The sequence below is a fragment of the Plantactinospora siamensis genome (genome assembly GCF_042434095.1).
In the GTDB taxonomy this organism is placed as follows: domain Bacteria; phylum Actinomycetota; class Actinomycetes; order Mycobacteriales; family Micromonosporaceae; genus KBS50.
In genome coordinates this window covers 107,037-124,083 of sequence record NZ_JBHLUE010000005.1, presented here as the reverse complement: position 1 = coordinate 124,083, position 17,047 = coordinate 107,037, and the positions used below count along the sequence as shown (strand labels likewise).

Sequence of the window (17,047 nt, the reverse complement as noted above, 5' to 3'; positions counted from 1 at the left end):
AGGCTGACCTGCGGATTTTAGGTTTCTCGCACCATTCTTTCATGGTCGATGCTGCAATCTGTGCTCCGTTGCGACGGATTCAAAATCCAACGGGCGACCGTCACGGACCGAACACGCCGCATCGTCGATTAACAATCTCCAAAGGAGAACGCATTATGCGAACGCACAAAACCGCTGTCGCCGCTGTGCGGCGGACCAAACGCGCCGCCGCCTCGCTGACTACCGCTGTTGCCATGACGGCGGGGCTCGTTGGTGTCGCAGCCCCCGCCAGCGCGGCCACGGAACCGGCGGGAACGGTTTCCACTGCCACAACCTGGGAGATCGTCGAACCTGGGTCCGCCTCCGGCATCGCGACAGAACGACAAGGCTCCACACCCACCTTCACAGTGGCTGCTGCCGGATGGCATCGCCTTTGGGGACCGGTAGGGGTATGGACCGACCACAACGGCGGCTGGCTGTCGAACTCGTTCCACTCGCGGAGTTCCACCTTGGGAGTCAACTTCAGGTGCTGGTGGTGGCGAGGAAGCGACACCATGTGGGCTTCGATCACCGACGGCAGCGGCCAGATCGTGGCGCGCAGCAGAAACATGCTGTGCGACGGTCATTGGAAGACGTTGATATACCGTCATGCGCACCGCAACACCAAGTACCACATGGCCATCCATCTCAACCCGCGAGGAAGGAACCTCGCCGAGGTCAAGGCGTACGACTACTGGTGAGACCGGGTCCTTGTCACTCGGCTGCCGGCCGACGGCGGGCCCAGTCACGAGCCCGGAGTCCCATGCGCAGCCGACGGCACCCGTTCATCGATGGCTGATCGGGCCCGGCGAGGCGGCTCAGGGCACCAGGTGGATGCGGACCCGCCGGGCCACCGTGGCCGCCTCGACCAGCACGGTCAGCCGCGGCTCGGCGGTGTCCAGCAAGTGCGGGTGCCGCAACGCCGCCACCGGCTCGAGCCGGCGGTCGGCGAGCACGGCATCGACCATCGACCGGTCGCCCCCGCACACCAAAGCCCCAAGCGCGTCCTCGGGTTCGGCTGCCGTGCCGGGCAGGTGCGGCAGCAGGATCCGCGCCGCGACGTCGGCCGCCGCCCGGGCGGCCGCGTCGGCCTGATTGTCCCGGCGCCGCGCGTAGCGCTGCTGGGACCAGCCGCCGGCCGCGGTGCGACCCTGGACGTAGAAACGATCGACCTTGGATTCGACGATGGTCGTCCCGGCGGCCACCCCGACGGCGACCGCGCCCTTGCGCACCAGCAGCAGACCGATACGCGGTGGCCGGGCCAGCCCCGCCAGCAACGAGTCGATGTCGCTCACCTCGTCAAGCCCCGGCGGCGGATACAGCGTGGCGGTGTCGCCGTTGCTCGCCCCGGTGAGCGTCAGCCCGGCCTCCACGGCGCCGTCGTGCCGGCCGTAGAAGCCGTCCAGCCAGCCGCGCAACCGCTCCGGGGAGATCGCCACCCACCGCCCACCGCCGGCCGCCGGCCGCGGCCTCACCATCCACGCCTCATCCGACCAGCATGTCAGGGTCCCCCGCCCGCACGTACCCGGTCCACGACGGCGCGAGCCGACTCACCACCTGCCGTCTGTCGCGGCGCGGCCGACCATGAGTCAGCCCGCGGCACCGGTGGGCGCCGTCCCACCTGCCTCCGCAACGAGGTGCTGGTCAGCGGCTGACCGGGAACTCCGCGATCCTTCAGCGCCGGCGTCAGATTGACCGATGGAAAGTTGGGCGACCCCGAGGCCGAGCCAGGCCCTTCGCGAGTTCAGATGCCCCGAAGGTACGCAAACCCCTTGGTATCCGGACCCATTACCGGGACGAGGTGAAAACCAGGATACGTCGCCCTCGAGGACATGGATGAATTGTTCATCGGCCCGATCTCTTCCTCCACCTCCGGACCGAGCGAGGGCTGCCGCGGGAAGCGATCACTGACTCCCTCGCCGAACTGGCGCGACGGACGCTTGGCCGACAGTGAGGTGAACCGAGCCCAGCGCCGCGGTGAGGTGCCCGAGCAGGGACGCGGCAGCGGGGTGCTGATCCCGACCCGGTGTGATCATGTAGATGCCGCGGGTCGGCGGATCGACGAGAGCCACGGTGACGACGTCGGTCCGCAGGGCACTCGTCAGCACCCTCGGTATCAGCGCGATGGCATGGCCGGTGGCGACCAGGGCGACCTTGCCGAGCAGGTCGGCGGCGGTGAGGTCGATGCGGGGGGTAATTCCGGCTCGGGCGGCGTGCTGCCGCAGCAGCGCTGCCGAGCCGTCGTTGTCCTCGGCCCAGGTCTCGCCGGCCAGCGCCTGAATGGGCACCGGACCGTGCCCGGCCCGCGGGTGCTGGACAGGCAGCACGACCACCATCTCGTCCATGCCCAGGAACCGTCGATGCAGACGGGAGTCATCGGGCAGCCCCGGAGGCGCGTCGGTGACCACGGCGACGTCCAGATCGCCGGCGGTCACGCGCTCGTGCAGTTGCCCGCTCAGCTCGGGCAGCAGGGTCCACCGGAGGGGTCCATCGGTGTCCATCATGCGGCGGACCGCCGCCGGCACGACCCCGGCGGCCAGCGACGGGGTCGCCCCCACCGCCAAGGGCCGGCCGAGCCGCCCCTCCCGCGCTTCCCGTACGGCCCGGATGGCGCGGTCGGCCTCGTTGAGCGCGACCAGTGCGTGATGCCGGAACGTCTCGCCGGCAGGGGTAGGTCGCACGCCGCGCGCGTGCCGTTGTACCAGCGGCACGCCCAACTGGCGCTCCAGCCCGGCGATCTGCCGGGAGATGGCCGACTGCGTGTAACCGAGCTCGACGGCCGCAGCGGCCAGCGACCCGAGCCGGCATACCGCCACGAACGTCCGCCACACGGCCAGATCCATGACCCCGAGTATGCCGGGCAGCATTGCTTGTTCCGCAACGCTGCCCTGCCAGACCTGCGCTTGTCGCAGGCGTCGTCCGAGCTCACCCTGGATGCATGAGCACACCGCACTCCATCGCCGTTCTCGGGTTGGGTCGCATGGGCACCGCGATCGCCACCCGACTTGCCGCCCTGGACCTCGACGTCGTCGGCTGGACACGCTCCGGACGCCGGGTAGCGGGCGTCAGAACGGCCAGCGGCCCGAACGAGGCGGTGGCAACGGCCGACATCACGCTCCTGGCGATGTTCGACGGCCAGGCCTGCCAGCAGGTCGTCGACCAGGTCCGCGGCTCCCTGCCGAAGGAGGCGGTCGTGGTCAACACCAGCACCATCGCCCCGGCCGAGGCGACGATGCTGGCCCGGCAACTCGTCCATTACGTCCACGCACCCGTACTCGGCTCCGTGCCAGCTGCCACCGCCGGCACTCTGCAGATTCTCGCCGCCGCCGACCAAGGCACCCTCGACCGGGTCCGCCCCGTGCTGGACGCGCTGGGCACCGTGCGGCGCGTCGAGGATGCCTCCACCGCCGCCGCGCTCAAGCTGGTCGCCAACAACAGCCTCGCCGGCGCCGTCCTCGCCCTGCGCGACTCACTGCGGCAAGCCGACGCGCTCGGCCTGCCGCGGGCCGAGGTGCTGAACGTCCTCGAACTGGGCCAGCTCGGCGGGCTCGTCGCCCGTAAGCGGTCCTTTCTCACCGGCCGGCCGACTGATGCCAGGGCCGAGTTCACGATCGGTGCGCTGGCCAAGGACCTCGCGCTGCTGGCCGCCGCCACCGACGCCCCTTCGCGCAGCGCGGCCGATCTGGCCGCCACCCCTGCCGACCCGGAGGCCGATATCGCCGCCGCCGCCACGGTCCCGGCCGTGGACGACGCCGTGCTCGCACCGCTGCGCGCCTACATTCGCGGACACGCCACCGGCGACCCCTCCCACTTCCGCGACGCCTTCCGACCCACGGCCCACATCGAGGGAATCCGGGACGGTGGGTTCGTATCGTGGAGCCTGGACGACTACTGCGCCCACTTCGACGGCCGGCCAGCCCCCAACGAAGCGACCCGTTCCCGCCGTACCGACTCCGTGGACGTCCACGGCACCGTCGCCACCGCCACCATGACCCTCTGGCACGGCGTGGACACCTTCACCGACGTCTTCCTGTTGGTCCGCGACGGTGCCGGCTGGCGCATCGCCAACAAGGCCTACCACCGCCACGCCAACCCGTCCTCCTCGGCCTGAGCCTGGCAACGCCAACGCCGCGAGTGTCTGAGCAGATCGCTGCCGTACATGTCCACCGCCGCCATCCGACGTACGATCGCCGCCATCGGCTTCTGCGCCGGCGGCATGGCCGCCCTCGCGCTGGCCCGGTCGGGCGCGGACCTCGCCGGCGTCGTCAGCTTCCACGGCACCCTGACGACCAGCGCGCCCGCCACCCCGGGAACAGTCGCGGCGCGGGTGCTGGTCTGCCACGGCGCCTGCGACCCGCACGGCCCATGGACACCGTCATCGCGCTCACCGAGGAGATGAACCACGCCGAAGCCAACTGGCAGATAAACATCTATGGACGGGCCATGCACGGGTTCACCCACCGCCACGCCGTGTCAGGCATTCCAGGCGTCGCCTACGACCCGCTCGCCGACGAACGCTCATTCGCCGCCACCCGCACATTCCTGGCCGAACCCCTGTCGTCGCAGTGACACCACCCGGCGCGGTGTGGGCGGCGCTCACGGTCCCCGCGAAACCGCCGCCCTCTACCGGGGTTTTTCAGGTCGGAGTAGCTATCTCCCCTGTGTGGCTTCGGGCGTGGGTGACGAGGCGGCGCGGATACGGGCGACGATGTCCTGGTGGTTGAGGTAGAAGACGATGCGCAGGGTCCCGGCTTCGCGGCGCAGGACGAACGTCGAGGTGAGGTCCAGCGGCCCGGACAGGGCGCCGGGATCGCGCAGTTCGGTGGACCATTGCGTGTCGACCAGCACGTAGTGCTCGTCGAGGGCCGTTTCGGTGATGGCGGTCAGGTGGGTACGTAGCAGCCCGATCGAGTCGAACAGTGCCTTGCGCTGCGGCAGCGCCGCGGCGAGTGCGGCCCTCGGTACCGGTTGGGCGCCGTTGGGGTCGGCGTTGAGGAAGACCTCGGCGAACTGTTGGATCACCGCCTGGATGTCGTTGTCGTTTCCCGCACGTTCGAATTCGGCGAAGAACTCGCGCACATCGTCGCTGGGCTGCTGGCGCATTGGACAGTCGCTCCCTGGAATCTGCGTGTTGGCGTACCCGGGCGGACGGGCTCGTCCGTACCCGGGAAATGCCTTCCTGCCGGCCCGCTACAGGCTGCCGGCGAGCCGTTCGAGCAGAGGCACCGCGGCGGCGAGCCGTTTACGCTCCGCCGGGGTGAACTCCGTGGACAGTGCGGTTTGCAGGCGCCGCACGATCAATTCCTGCCTGTCATTCAGCGCGCTGCGACCGGTGTCGGTGATGGCGACGATGACCCGCCGTCCATCGGTCGGATCGGGCGAGCGCCGCACCAGCCCACGCCCCTCCAGCTGGGTGACGACACCGGCGATCGCCTGCGAGGTGACCCGTTCGGAGCCGGCCAGCGCGCCGGGCGAGCTGGGGCCGTCCCGTTCCAGCCGGGTCAGGACGGCGGTTTCGATGAAGCTGATGCCGTCGTGGTCCTGCTGCGCGGCGACCATCTGCCGTAGCCGGCGCGAAAGCCGCCCGACGGCCAGCCGCAACTGCCCGGGCAGTTCCTCGTCAGACACCGATCCGACAACCACGGTTACGTAACCTAGCTTACGTATCTGGAGTGGTCAAGGCGCCGGTCCCGTCCGTCGGATCCTCGCGACCCTCCGCCACCGACACCGAACCACCGCCGGCCGGCGTGGTTGTTCGGCGGGTGGCGGTGGCAGCCAACCCGGACGGGCTGTCCGTCTCCCCGACCGGACTCTGGGTCGGCAGCTACGGCAGCTCCACCCTCGACGAGATCGACACCCGCACAGGGTCGGTGTCCCGGAGCGTGAAACTGCCCGGAACACCGGTTCCGCTGTCCATCCACGCCGGCACCGCACATGCTCTTCTATCGCGATGAAGCGCGATGGTCGCGGCGGATCAATCGTGGTTCGGCATTCCTGCCGCTGCGGGCATCCCTTCGCGTCGCCAGATCCGCTTCCACCGCTCCTCGGCTGACGGGGTGTGCCGCACCGTGGCCGGGCCGCCCGTGTGGACACCGCAGATTGGGCACGCGCGGCCCGGACGGTGCCGCTCGGTCCCGCACGCCAGACATTGCCTGTCGGCGTCGACCCCGGCGGCCCAGCCGTCGAGCACTCGTGCCACGACCTGCCCGAGCGGTGCCGTCGGGTGATGCTCAGGATCGGGACAGTAGGCGACCCGGCACCAGCCCCACGAGTTCCAGGGCGCCGGCGTCGCCGCGGTCCGACTTCCGGCCGCCTTCTCCCGGCGCCGCCGCGCGGCATACGCGTACGCAACCGGCAGCAGCACGGCACGGGTATGTTCCAACTCCTGCACGGCACGCACCAGCGCGTCAGGATCGTCTTCCAGGCGCTGCGGGATCCGGGCGGTGACCACCAGGTGGTGCCAGGTGGCGCGGAACCCGTACGGGGCACAATGCAGCGTGCACTCCCGCAGCGCATGCAGCCGACGGTTCGGGACGAGCCCGTCGTCACGCACCCGGCGAGCCTGCGCGGGGAAGCTGGTCACCAGACGATGGTGAGCCGCGGACACCCCCGACGCCACCCCGATTCCCACGCCGGGGCCGACCACAAACGGTTCGCGACAGAAGCAAGGGCGCCACGAACTCATAGCCTCACCAACGCTTAGCCTTGAGTTAGCTCTCGCCGTTCGGGAATCCAATTCACCGATCTGGCCGCCGAGGGGTCAGTGAACACGAGAACGGATTCGTCGCAGCGAGAGAACATTAATCGATCCTGCGCAGAGTCGTACAGTTCACCTGCCATCAACAGCAGCGGCCGGCCCTGAATGTGCAAGACCACCTCGGCCAAGACCCCTTCGTCCAGGAACGTCGAGACCCCGTCGACCTCGCCGGTGGGCAACTCCGACAGGCCCCGCATGCGATAGATTCCCGCCATACCCGCCCAGTCCGCCGAGCAGTCGCCAGCTGGGCGGTGCAGCCCCAGGCCCCATGCGGTGTCGTCCTGGTAGGTGCCGACGGTCACGAAGGTCCCGTCGCCGAGCGAGGCGCCCAGGGTCAACAGTTGCAGACATGGCACGGCGGGATCCTCGAACTGCGGGCCACCGGCGCCAACATTCTCCCGCAGCGCCATCTCAACGCCTGTCCAAGCCGCAATCTGCTGACCGCGAAGCTGGCCAAACTCCCGAGCTCTTTCCGCGACCCAGCCATCCTGCGCCATACCTCAGTCTCTCCGACGACCGTCCATGGTCATGGCGTCGGGGGCACTCGCGAGCCGAACGACCGGGCGCCGCCGCCGACCGGCTACCCGAAGGGCGCGCCGTGGCGCCGGGCCGACCGCCAGCTTCGGATGCCAGGCAGGGTACGGTGGCGCCTCCAACGGAGGCGGGCGTCGCGGATGCAAGCGGTCCCGGCGCGAACCGCAGCCGGGCACCCATGGAGTCCATGGGTCTGCCGGCGGGAGACACCGAGCCGTAGTGTGCTGCCGATGTGGCGTCGACAGAGATCATGGGATGCGGTCGACTGGGAATCGGTGCAGCACGCGTACGGACCGGCGGTGGAGGTGCCCGACCTGCTGCGCCGGCTGCGTTCACGGGACCGGGACGCCCGCCGCAGGGCCTACCAAGGGCTGTTCGGCCTGCTGGTGCACCAGGGCGCGCGATATGAGGCGAGTGCCGCCGCGGCTCCGTTCCTGATCGAGATCGTCGCTGATCCCAAGGCGCCGGACCGTTTTGCCGCCTGTCAGTTGCTGGCGGCCGTCGCGGTGGGGGATGAGAGTTCCTGGCTGATCGATCGCCACGACGTGGCGAACGCACGGCGTGAGGTGGAGCGCCAGGCCCACCTCACCCGGGCGCAGTTGGAACAGGAGCAAGCCGACTGGGCGGCAGCGGGAAGCACTGACCATGTGCGCCGAGCTCGAGAGCGCCGCAATCAGTTCTCCGACGTGGAAGCCGACCGCGACGCCGCGCGGTGGCAGGTCGCGGCATACGACGCGGTACGCGCCGGGATACCCGCGTACCTGGCGGCCCTGGCCTCTACCGAGATCCCGCTACGTCTCCACGCCGCCCACCTGCTGGCCTGGTTCCCCGAGGAGCGCCAGTCCACAACGCCGGCCCTGGCCGGCCTGATCGCCACCGAACCGGAGCCTCTGGTCGCGGCGACCGCCTCGGTCTCCGCGGGACTGTGCGGCAGAGTCGGCGACCCTGGACTCGTCGGCGCCCTGTCGGGCCGCCGCGCCAGCGACAACCGGGGCGAGCGCTGGTCGGCGGTGCTGGGGCTGGCCCGTCTGGTGCCGCGGCCCGACCGGGCGCTGATCGAGGAGCTGTACGAATGCCTGTTCGGTGCCGTCGGTCCCGTCCCCCACTGGCCGTTCCTCGACGGTGACATGGCGACGTTCGCCGCGCTCACTGTCCGAGACCTCGACCCGGTGGCCGCCCCGGACCGGGTCGCGATCCTCGTCGACCGGCTGAACGCGCCAGCTGACGACACCGACCGCTACCTGCTGCTGCGTGCCACCCTCGACACCGCCTTCCCGAACGGCCCGCTGCCGGACGGCACCGCCTTCACCGAGCTGAGCGCCGATCAACGCGGCGCCATCGCCGGCCTGCTGCGCAGCGGAATCCTGGACGACGGCGCCATGGTCAGCATGCTGCTGAGCGCCTACAACTTGCCTGACGAGCAGGCGGCGATGGCCCGTTGGTGCCACGGCGACGCCGATGGTAAATCCAGACCCGCCCCCAGTTCCCAAGTTTGATGATCCAAGGCGACGGATTCGATCAGCCTGCTTCGGCCCATGGGCGGGCGGGCAGATCATCAAGCTCTCGACGCCAGGTCTCGGCGGCGGCGAGTACCTGGTCGCAACGAACTCGGATAGCGACGATGTGCCGAGCACCGTGCGGATCGGCCTCGCGCAGCCACGGCGGCGCTGCTTCCGCGGTGAAGAAGACACGGAGCTCCACTTCATCCTCGGCGTAGCCGGTGACGGAGAATCCGAGAGCCGGTTCCAGGAACGACAGCGATGGTGCCGGTTCCCCGTCCTGGTCTGGACGAGGATTCACGCGGCCCGCACCGGCGTCTTTCAGCCAGCTGGCGATCTCCCGGGCCTCCACCATCTCCAGACACGGATCAGCGAACGACCACTCCCGCTCGCGATGCCGTCGGCATCCGCAAGGTCCACGCCAGGACTGTAAATCCTCACGCGGTCAGGGCGGGGGCAGCAGCGGACCGAGCGGGCCGAGGTCGAGGTTCAGGTCCTCGGGGGACAACCCGAAGTGGTCCCGCAACAGCGCCATCTGCTCCTCCAGGGCCATCAGCGTGACCCCGATCCGCTCGACCTGCTCGTCGGTCAGGTCACCTCGGTCGATCCGGCGCAGGGCCTGCCGTTCCATCAGCTGCCGGAGCAGCTCCACCACCGTGAGCACCAGGTTGGCGAGCCCCCGCTCCACCGACTCCCGGTCCACCTCGACCCGGTGAGCCGGCCGGCTGACCCGGGGCGGTGACCAGTCCGGCAGCGGCGCGGTCACGGCTGCGTCACGTCGGGTATGCCGATGCCCGGGCGGACGGAGCTGACCAGCGCCCGCAGCGAGACGTAGACGAGGTCCACCTCGGCGATGGAGAGCACCAGTTCGCCGGTCACCACCACGCCGGTGGCCAGCACCCGGTCGAGCAGGTCGACCAGCGCGATTGCCGCGAACGGCTCGGGTCCGCGGGCGTCCAGTGGCAGGGCGGCGGTCACCGGCCGAGCTCCGCCATGTCCAGCCCGGCGAACGAGTACGGCGGCCACGGGCCGGTCACCTCCAGGTGCAGCTCCGGATGCCGACCAGCCAGCGTGCCAACCAGCACCGCGAAGTCGCCGGCGTGGTCGGCGCCGTTGAGGTAGGCGCCGTTGAGCACCATCCACCCGGCCCGGCCGGTCAGCCGCCGGTCCTGCGGCGGATGCCGGCGGGCCGCTGCCGCGTGCCGGCCCAGCACGTCGTGCACCCGTTCGGCGGCCCGCAGCGCCGCCTGCTGGGCGAGTTCGGCGCTGGACAGCTGCGCCTGCCGGCGGCGCAGGTACGCCAGCCCCGGCCGGTCGTCGCGCACCTCCCGGTCGACGGCGGCCACCGCCGCGCCGGGCACCGCGTACGCCTTGACGCCCCACTCGGCCCGGCCGGCCAACCGGTCCAGGACGGCACTGAGATCGTCCCGCCGGTCGGCCAGCACCTCCCCGACCCGATCGTCGTCCCGATAGACGGTGGCCAGCCGCATGGGTACCACCGGACCGGCCCGGGCCACCGCGTCCACCACCCGGTGGTGCGCCCGGGCCACCACCTCCAGCCAGGCAAGGTCCTCCAGGTTCCGACGCAGGGGGTCCTCCCCGAACTCCGCTGCCGGGACCCCGCCGACGACAGCGGTGAGGCCACCGACGGTCACCAGCCGCACGGCGTCGCCGCCGACCCCGACGGCGCCGGCGAACCGGTCCGCCGGCACGTCCCGCGTCACGGCGTGCAGCCAGACGAGTTCGTCACGCCTCATCGGTCTCCTCCCATCGTCCCGGCCGGCCCGCCGCACCGGCGGCGCAGCGGCTACGCCTCGCGGCGATCGCCGTGGTAGCGCTCGCTGTCGTACCGGTCTCGGTCGTCGGCCCGCTGGTCGGCGTAGCGGTTGCCGTCGTCGGTCAGCTCGCCCCGCCGACGGTCCCGTTCCACCGGACGGCGGGGCCGCGACGACAGGAACGGGTCGTGTTGCCACCAGTCGATGCCCATCTCCCGGGCGGTGTCGACCGAGGCGATGATCAGGCGCAGCTTGACGGTGAGCAGCTCGATGTCCAGCAGGCTGACCCGGATGTCGCCGGCGATCACGATGCCCCGGTCGAGCACCCGTTCCAGGATGTCGCCGAGGTTGGCCGGCTCGTGCCCGGCCGGCAGCACCTGCCCGGAGTTCTGCACCACCGACGGTTGACGCGGTCCGGTCATCTCAGCCCACCTCCCCGTTGTCGCCGCCCTTGCCGCGCGGATAGCGCCGGATCCGCCGGTAGGCCAGCAGCTCGCCATCGGCGCCGATCTCGGCCAGATAGAGCCCGAGCAGATCGATCGAGGACGGCAACCGGCGGTCCTCGACCACCTCCACACCCACCAGCCAGCCGTCCTCGCTCGGCTCCAGCGACGTCACCCCGGACGGCTCCCTGCCGGTCAGCTCCGTGATGTGCCGCAACCCGAGCTGCGCGGCCTGCGCCGCCGACACGACCTCGTCGGTCACCCCGCTCACCGCCCGGCCCGGCGGCGGGGGCGGCCGGCGGCCGGCCCGAGAGCCAGGCCAGGTTGACCGGACTCACCCTCGCGCGGCGCCCCACCGGGGGCGATCAACCGGTCCAACACCTGCTGCTGGGCGAGCGCGTGGTCCTCGGCGGAGAGGTCACCCGCGGCGAGCGCCGCGTCCAGCCCCTCCAGCTCCCGGCGTACGTTGGCCGGGTCGTAGAGCTGCTCCTCCGCCTGCCGGTGCAGGGTCTTCACCACCGAGGTCAGCCCTCGCACCGGCGCGTACGGCAGAGTCAGCAGGGCGGTCAGGATGTCCATGTCAGCTCCGCAGCCGTTGCTGGTCGACGAAGTCGTACGCGGCGAGCGGGCCGAGCAGCCGGACGTTCGCCAGCCCGGCCCACTCCTCGGCGACGCCCCGCAACGCCTCCTCGAACTCGCCCTCCCGGTCCAGCTCGACCAGAAACGCGACGTACGCGGCGTCCTGCTCGTGGCTGGGCGGCCGGACCAGGTGCGACACGGTGGTCTCGGTAAGCGCCTCGACCAGGTGCGCGGTGTCCTGCTCCCGCCGCAACTCCACAGCCTGGCTGAGGATCTCCCCCAGCCGGATCCGCTGGCCGCGCACCGCGTCCTGCGGCTGACCGTGGATCTGGTCACGCAGCTGACCGGCCTCCCGGTTCGATTCCAGGATCTGTGAGATCACCGCCCGCTCCACGTACCGGGCGTGCACCACGAACTGGGCCAATCCCTCCAGCTCCGCCAGCTCGTCGAGGAACGCGTCATGGTGGCCGGCCAGCAGCTCGGTCACCGCCTTCGGGCGCGTCACCACCGTGCCGAAGCGCACCGGCAGCACCGGCGCGACCTGCGCCGTACCGTCCAGCAGTTCCTTGTACGCGGCCAGATCGGCCGGCCGACCCAACGGCTGGTCCAGCGGTACGGGGCTCACCAGGGCGGCCAGGCCGTCCTCCTCGATGACCGTCACCTCGGCGGGCGGGTCACCCACCCCTCGCGCGTCCGCCGTGGGCTCCACATCGGACGGCACGATCCCGTAAACCAGCAATCCGGTGTCCTGCTCGGCCATCTCAGTCCCCCTCATCCCGGTCGGTGCGCTGCCGGGAGCGGTCCCGTTTCGGGGCGATCGCCCGGCCGGCGGCTCCACCGACAGCCTCACCGACCGACCCGAGGACACCCGTCGCCGCGTCCGCCGCCCCGCCGACCGCCCCGCCCAGCGACGCGCTGCCGGTCACCCCCTCGACGATGTCCGGCAGCCCCTTGCTCTCGCTGGGCCGGACGTCCAACCGGTCGACCGCCTCGGCAAACCGCAGGTACGTCTCGATGCTCGCGATCACGATGCGGGCGTTGATCTCCAACAGCCGGATGCCCACCACGTCCACGGTGACCTGGGCGTCGATGACCACGCCCTTGTCGAGCACGGTCTCCACCACGTCGGCGAGTCCCGAGCCGGATCCCCGCTCGATGGTCCCGCTGGCCGCCCCGGTCATCGGTCTCCTCCCCGGCCGCCGGACCGACGTCGACCCGGCTCGCCCAGTCGCCGGCCGGATCGGCGCACCGGCGCCGGTCGCGCGCCCCGATCGCGGCCCCCCGACGGAGGTGACACCGCTCCCGGCTCGTCACTCCTACCTACCGCCTCGTCGGCGTCCTGGTCGTGGTAGTCCTCGTACTCGTCCTCCCCTTCCTCCTGCTCGCCCTCGTCACCTCCGTCATCGTCCTCGTCGTACTCGTCCTCGTCGTATTCGTCCTCGTCCTCGTCGTACTCGTGCTCGTCGTATTCGTCCCCGTCGTGCTCGTCGTTCTCTCCCCGGCGGCGACCCCTGTTCTGGTCACGTTCAGCGGCCAGCGCGGCTTCGTGGTCCTGGACCACCTCGCCGTCGCGGATCTCACCGCGCCAGCCCTGGATCTCGTCAGGATTGACCACGACCTCGCGCATCACGTGCCGGACGTAGTGCTTGAGTTCCAGCCGCACCCGGCGGCCCTGGGCCCGCCACATGTTGCCGGTGTGCTCGAAGAAGCCCTTCGGGTGGTATTCGAGAACGACCAGGACCCGAGTCAGGTCCGGCGTGAGTTCATGGAAGGTGATCGTGCCGTCGACCGAACCCTTCTGGCCCTCCGAGCGCCAGACGATCCGCTCGTCCGGGACCTGCTCGATAATGGTCGATTCCCAGCTGCGGTGTGACCAGAAGACCTGAGCCTTCCAGGTCAACCTCTCGTCCCCGTTCTGGTCGACGTTCTCGACCTTCTTCATGAACGACGGGAACTCGGTGAACTGCGTCCACACGTCGTAGGCAAGCCGCACCGGCACGCCCACATCGATCGTCTCGACGATGTTGGTGACCTTGATTTTGTCCTTCCGGCCGCCGCCACCCCCACCGCCGAACGCCCGCTTGACCTTCTCCTTGGTCGCCGCCCAGCCGGCGCTGAGCGCTGCCCGCGCCGGCGAAGCGCCCTCGGCCAGTTTCCTGGCCCCGACCGCCATCGCCAGCTCACGGGGCCCACCCTTCTGCTCGGCGACCTCGACCAGCCTGCCGGTGAGGTCACCCATGTGGTCACCGATCGCGCGGGTGGCCCGCTCGGTCACGGCACCGAGGAGCTGCCGCCCCTCATGGGCGAGCGTGCCCTTGATCTGGTCACGGAGGGAGGGACCGGGCTGCTTCGCCATGCGGTCACCGTCCACGCCGGCGCACCGGCGCGCCCTCGGCGCCACGCGTCGACCCCCGCCGGGCGACCGGTGCCGGACGCGACGAACCGGCCACCGGCTCGGCCTCGGTCGGCGTACCGGCTCCCGGCCGGGACCGCCCGCCGCCTTCACCCTGCACCCGACCCGACGGGCGGCCGGCGGGCTGCTCACCGTCCCGGCGGCCGCCACCCCGTGCCGGCCGCCCGCCCTCGGCCTGCTCCCGATCCCGGCTCGCAGTGGACGAACCCGACCCGCCTGGAGCTGTTGATTCGCGGCTACTTCCGGGGGTGGGTCCCTGCCGGATGGATTCGGTGCGGTCCCGCAACCGGTCGCTGACCGACTCGATGGTGGCGCTGGCGGCAGAGGCCACCGCGGCCTTGCCCGCGGCGGCGAGCGGACCACTCAGCCCCGCCACCCTGCCCAGGCCACCAGAGCCCCGAATCAGCTCGGCGCCCTGACCGAGCAGACCACCTGGCCTGGCACTCAGCCGGCCACCGGCCGCCGCCGCGCCGAGGACCAACGCGAGCCCCAACTTGCGCCGCCGGCCGATCAAATAGCCGGCCCCGGCGATCAACGCCACCCGGGCTCCACGTCTCATGAGTGCCCCCACTCACACACCACCGACGAATTGTCGTTCCGGCAACCTCAGCCACTGAAACGGACCACCGTTGCCCACGAGCAATCCCCCAGCCCGTCCGGCGGCGCCATTCGTTACCCGAGCGCCCCCGGCCGAAACTCCTTCCCCTCTCTCTCCTCTTCCGGCCGACACCCGCCCGCAGAAGCCCGAACGAGCAGCAAGTGGCCTACTCCTCGCACCGCGGCCACAAACTCCCAGAAAGCGGCATCCCCCATCAAGGAATGGCCCCTGACGAATGGGCCATTTCATTGTGGATCCCGCCATACAGCGTCAGACCGGATCCCCGCGATGGTCGGCCCCCTACGCCACCAGCCCTGGGGCCACCCGCCAGCCAACGCATCTTCGAATGGATCGAGGCCTGGCACGACCCGCGCCGGTGGCACTCAAGCCTTGGCAATCTGTCCCCGACCGACTACGAACGACATCGCACCCCGGTCGCAGCCGCGGCCTGACCACCACACGGAAACCGTCCGGAGACCGGGGGAAGCTCACACTTCCCTCATGGATAATGTCATTCCACCGGCTCGTATGCGTCGTGCTCCGCATAGTATGCGATCGCTGCACACGCCTCTGTAGGGTCCGGTCCTCGCCCACCTCGCCAAGACCTCCAGACCTCAAGAACCGACTTGGCAAGGGCGACCTCCAAGAGGTATTTCGTCCCGAGCGGCCGCTGTTCTCGATCTTCATCGATGAGGATGGCGGCCGAGGACGGTCGAACAGGACCATCGTCGGCCACATAGATGGCGTGGTCTTCCTGAAGCTCGTCTAATTCTGCAAGCACCTCGCCCAAGGTCCGACTGCCGAAATAAGTCCTGGACTGCATATACCCCCCTTAGGTCCTGTCTATCGCCCATCCGACCAGGTAGGTGTTTTGGCAGAACCGCAACACGTTTATGTCAGCATCTCCGAAAGCCTATTTTTGAGGATTACGCCCTGGTCCTCACGCGGCGGCACACCGCAAGGAGGCGGCCATGTCGTTCGGCGTCGGAAGACACGCCCGCACAGTACCGCCCATCCTGCCGGTCGATCAACTTCTAAACAGGCCCTAGGCGCCATTATCCAATTCGAAGTTCGAGTCATTTTTCCGAGCGATTTCGCCAAAGGCTTCCGAAGTATGGACCATGCGTTTCGCTTCACCCAAGCTCGCACCGGTGACGCTACGCATAATGACAACTGCATCCATCAAGGAGATACCTTGATGCCTCAACTCCCAAAGAATCTGGGAGATATCTATGCCAGCTTGCAGACGGTCCGCCATCTGGGTCGCAAGCGCTTCTCGATTAACCTGCCATCTGGCCGAAGGTCCCATACCATCACTTCCTTTCAGAGTAGTAAGGCCCTACTGCGTAGGTCTTGTCGATAACTAGCTAGATCCCATACAGCCCCAGGTCCGTCTATCGCCCCCTCCGGCCACATAGGTGTTTCGATATAGCCGCGACACCCCTTTATATCAGCATCTCCGAAAGCCTATTCCTGAGTATAATGTAACCGAACAGGTCATCGGTGGGGAGCGCCGCTTGCTCATCATTCGCCGGCCGTTCATCGATCACCAGGTTGGGGTCGTTGTCGTCATACACCACAACAAGGCCCCGTCCACTAAGATCGCCGCGAAGAAACTCACTCGAAGGCCACTGAGCTCGATCCCATTCAGGGAACTGACCGATCACCCTCCATTCATCATTTACCAATGGGATGTCACCGAAGCGTGCGACGAATAGTGCCTCCTCAGGCTTGAGGGGAGGTGGCGAGACTGGGATCGAGGTCAGCGCAGGGCCGAAGAAGTAACCTACCGTCACAGCGCTGCGACCATGCCGCGCAATGAGGCCAATGGCAAATTGGGTCATCGCCACGATGGACGACCTCGTGCTCCGCTCTGAGGTCGTCAACCGGTTCCTCCTGGCGGCCGGCGTCCGGGTTTGGCCCAGACGAGACGTCCGGTGTCGTGGTCGATCACGACGGTGAGAAACCGCTGCTGTCTGCGCCAAGAGAACTCGTCGATACCGATACGTCGGAGTCCGTCGAGGCGGGTCGCCGCGACCGCTGGCCTCTGGACTGCGAGGTGTGCGGGACGCGTGAGATAATTTGGCATGCGTAGCCGCTTAAGTCTCCTCAGAACCACGGCCGAAGTTGTCGAAGTAAAGGAGTCGGCGTCCGTCGACCTTCCGCAGAACGCGTCAAGGGTCTGGTCTTTCATCCGTATGCCTGACTCATCGGCCATAATATTCAAATCAACCGAAGCAGGCATAGCGCTCCCGGGACGCCCTACCGGCATTGGGGAAATACAGGTCACTTTAGATCAATCAGCTAGTGGTAAGACCGCAAACGTTCATGAAATAATTGAGCTAGAGGTCGGCCGGCGCGCCGTAACACGCAGCCTCGTATCGTGGTGTCCTTCGTGGTCCACGATTTTCGTTGAGCCGCTGGGACCGTC

General features: G+C 69.1%; 20 protein-coding genes and 3 pseudogenes. 4 read left to right on the top strand and 19 right to left on the bottom strand.

Translation table 11 applies throughout. The features are described from left to right. Positions 1–41: 41 nt before the first annotated feature. A complete protein-coding gene (locus ACFFHU_RS09640) occupies positions 42–719 on the top strand; it encodes a hypothetical protein (RefSeq protein WP_377337398.1) in 678 nt (225 codons plus the stop codon). A 117-nt stretch (positions 720–836) separates the two neighbouring features. On the opposite strand, the gene ACFFHU_RS09635 is transcribed toward ACFFHU_RS09640, so the two are convergent. Next, the gene (locus tag ACFFHU_RS09635; protein WP_377337397.1) at positions 837–1,496 is read right to left on the bottom strand and encodes an acVLRF1 family peptidyl-tRNA hydrolase; all 660 of its coding nucleotides are present in this window, start codon (positions 1,494–1,496) and stop codon (positions 837–839) included. Between the two features lie 426 nt (positions 1,497–1,922). Beyond that, positions 1,923–2,861 carry a LysR family transcriptional regulator gene (locus ACFFHU_RS09630; RefSeq protein ID WP_377337396.1) on the bottom strand — a complete coding sequence of 313 codons (939 nt, stop codon included), beginning with the start codon at positions 2,859–2,861 and terminating at the stop codon, positions 1,923–1,925. A 95-nt stretch (positions 2,862–2,956) separates the two neighbouring features. On the opposite strand from ACFFHU_RS09630, the gene ACFFHU_RS09625 reads away from it, so the two are divergent. Continuing rightward, positions 2,957–4,129 (top strand): nuclear transport factor 2 family protein, encoded by a 1,173-nt coding sequence (locus ACFFHU_RS09625; protein WP_377337395.1) that lies wholly within the window; start codon positions 2,957–2,959, stop codon positions 4,127–4,129. Positions 4,130–4,177: 48 nt separating this feature from the next. After that, positions 4,178–4,587 (top strand): annotated as a pseudogene (locus tag ACFFHU_RS09620) (dienelactone hydrolase family protein). Positions 4,588–4,668: 81 nt separating this feature from the next. On the opposite strand, the gene ACFFHU_RS09615 reads toward ACFFHU_RS09620, so the two are convergent. From ACFFHU_RS09615 to ACFFHU_RS09600, 4 genes are all read right to left on the bottom strand, one after another. Continuing rightward, the gene (locus tag ACFFHU_RS09615; protein ID WP_377337394.1) at positions 4,669–5,121 is read right to left on the bottom strand and encodes a hypothetical protein; all 453 of its coding nucleotides are present in this window, start codon (positions 5,119–5,121) and stop codon (positions 4,669–4,671) included. A gap of 87 nt (positions 5,122–5,208) precedes the next feature. Next, on the bottom strand, positions 5,209–5,646 hold the full coding sequence (locus ACFFHU_RS09610; RefSeq protein ID WP_377337393.1) for a MarR family winged helix-turn-helix transcriptional regulator: 438 nt from the start codon (positions 5,644–5,646) through the stop codon (positions 5,209–5,211). 346 nt (positions 5,647–5,992) lie between these two features. After that, positions 5,993–6,601 (bottom strand): hypothetical protein, encoded by a 609-nt coding sequence (locus ACFFHU_RS09605; protein WP_377337392.1) that lies wholly within the window; start codon positions 6,599–6,601, stop codon positions 5,993–5,995. A 116-nt stretch (positions 6,602–6,717) separates the two neighbouring features. Continuing rightward, on the bottom strand, positions 6,718–7,185 hold the full coding sequence (locus tag ACFFHU_RS09600) for a hypothetical protein (RefSeq protein ID WP_377337391.1): 468 nt from the start codon (positions 7,183–7,185) through the stop codon (positions 6,718–6,720). Between the two features lie 354 nt (positions 7,186–7,539). On the opposite strand from ACFFHU_RS09600, the gene ACFFHU_RS09595 reads away from it, so the two are divergent. Further along, the gene (locus ACFFHU_RS09595) at positions 7,540–8,805 is read left to right on the top strand and encodes a hypothetical protein (protein ID WP_377337390.1); all 1,266 of its coding nucleotides are present in this window, start codon (positions 7,540–7,542) and stop codon (positions 8,803–8,805) included. A 22-nt stretch (positions 8,806–8,827) separates the two neighbouring features. On the opposite strand, the pseudogene ACFFHU_RS09590 reads toward ACFFHU_RS09595, so the two are convergent. The 13 genes and pseudogenes from ACFFHU_RS09590 to ACFFHU_RS09530 all read right to left on the bottom strand — a co-directional run. Then, positions 8,828–9,193, bottom strand: a pseudogene (locus tag ACFFHU_RS09590) (WapI family immunity protein); the annotation flags it as partial. A gap of 60 nt (positions 9,194–9,253) precedes the next feature. Beyond that, positions 9,254–9,574 carry a gas vesicle protein K gene (locus ACFFHU_RS09585; protein ID WP_377337388.1) on the bottom strand — a complete coding sequence of 107 codons (321 nt, stop codon included), beginning with the start codon at positions 9,572–9,574 and terminating at the stop codon, positions 9,254–9,256. Then, positions 9,571–9,786, bottom strand: coding sequence for a gas vesicle protein (locus ACFFHU_RS09580; RefSeq protein WP_377337387.1), 216 nt, complete (start codon positions 9,784–9,786; stop codon positions 9,571–9,573). The genes ACFFHU_RS09585 and ACFFHU_RS09580 overlap by 4 nt, the downstream gene beginning before the upstream one ends. Then, positions 9,783–10,565 (bottom strand): GvpL/GvpF family gas vesicle protein, encoded by a 783-nt coding sequence (locus ACFFHU_RS09575; protein WP_377337386.1) that lies wholly within the window; start codon positions 10,563–10,565, stop codon positions 9,783–9,785. The genes ACFFHU_RS09580 and ACFFHU_RS09575 overlap by 4 nt, the downstream gene beginning before the upstream one ends. 50 nt (positions 10,566–10,615) lie before the next feature. Continuing rightward, positions 10,616–11,005, bottom strand: coding sequence for a gas vesicle protein GvpJ (gene gvpJ / locus ACFFHU_RS31675; RefSeq protein ID WP_446686806.1), 390 nt, complete (start codon positions 11,003–11,005; stop codon positions 10,616–10,618). Position 11,006: 1 nt separating this feature from the next. After that, positions 11,007–11,288 (bottom strand): gas vesicle protein GvpO, encoded by a 282-nt coding sequence (locus ACFFHU_RS09565; protein WP_377337385.1) that lies wholly within the window; start codon positions 11,286–11,288, stop codon positions 11,007–11,009. 5 nt (positions 11,289–11,293) lie between these two features. Next, complete coding sequence (locus ACFFHU_RS09560) at positions 11,294–11,605, bottom strand: gas vesicle protein GvpG (RefSeq protein WP_377337384.1); 312 nt, start codon at positions 11,603–11,605, stop codon at positions 11,294–11,296. A 1-nt stretch (position 11,606) separates the two neighbouring features. Further along, positions 11,607–12,365, bottom strand: a complete 759-nt coding sequence (locus tag ACFFHU_RS09555) for a GvpL/GvpF family gas vesicle protein (protein WP_377337383.1) — start codon at positions 12,363–12,365, stop codon at positions 11,607–11,609. 1 nt (position 12,366) lies between these two features. Further along, positions 12,367–12,786, bottom strand: a complete 420-nt coding sequence (gene gvpJ, locus ACFFHU_RS31670) for a gas vesicle protein GvpJ (protein ID WP_446686805.1) — start codon at positions 12,784–12,786, stop codon at positions 12,367–12,369. Beyond that, positions 12,783–13,961: an SRPBCC family protein gene (locus ACFFHU_RS09545; RefSeq protein ID WP_377337382.1), complete on the bottom strand. Its 1,179-nt coding sequence runs from the start codon at positions 13,959–13,961 to the stop codon at positions 12,783–12,785. Before ACFFHU_RS09545 ends, gvpJ (ACFFHU_RS31670) begins: the two co-directional genes overlap by 4 nt. Positions 13,962–15,661: 1,700 nt before the next feature. After that, positions 15,662–15,925: a hypothetical protein gene (locus ACFFHU_RS09540; protein WP_377337381.1), complete on the bottom strand. Its 264-nt coding sequence runs from the start codon at positions 15,923–15,925 to the stop codon at positions 15,662–15,664. Positions 15,926–16,061: 136 nt separating this feature from the next. Next, positions 16,062–16,466 carry a hypothetical protein gene (locus tag ACFFHU_RS09535; protein ID WP_377337380.1) on the bottom strand — a complete coding sequence of 135 codons (405 nt, stop codon included), beginning with the start codon at positions 16,464–16,466 and terminating at the stop codon, positions 16,062–16,064. 47 nt (positions 16,467–16,513) lie between these two features. Beyond that, positions 16,514–16,642, bottom strand: a pseudogene (locus ACFFHU_RS09530) (transposase); the annotation flags it as partial. Positions 16,643–17,047: the final 405 nt, after the last annotated feature.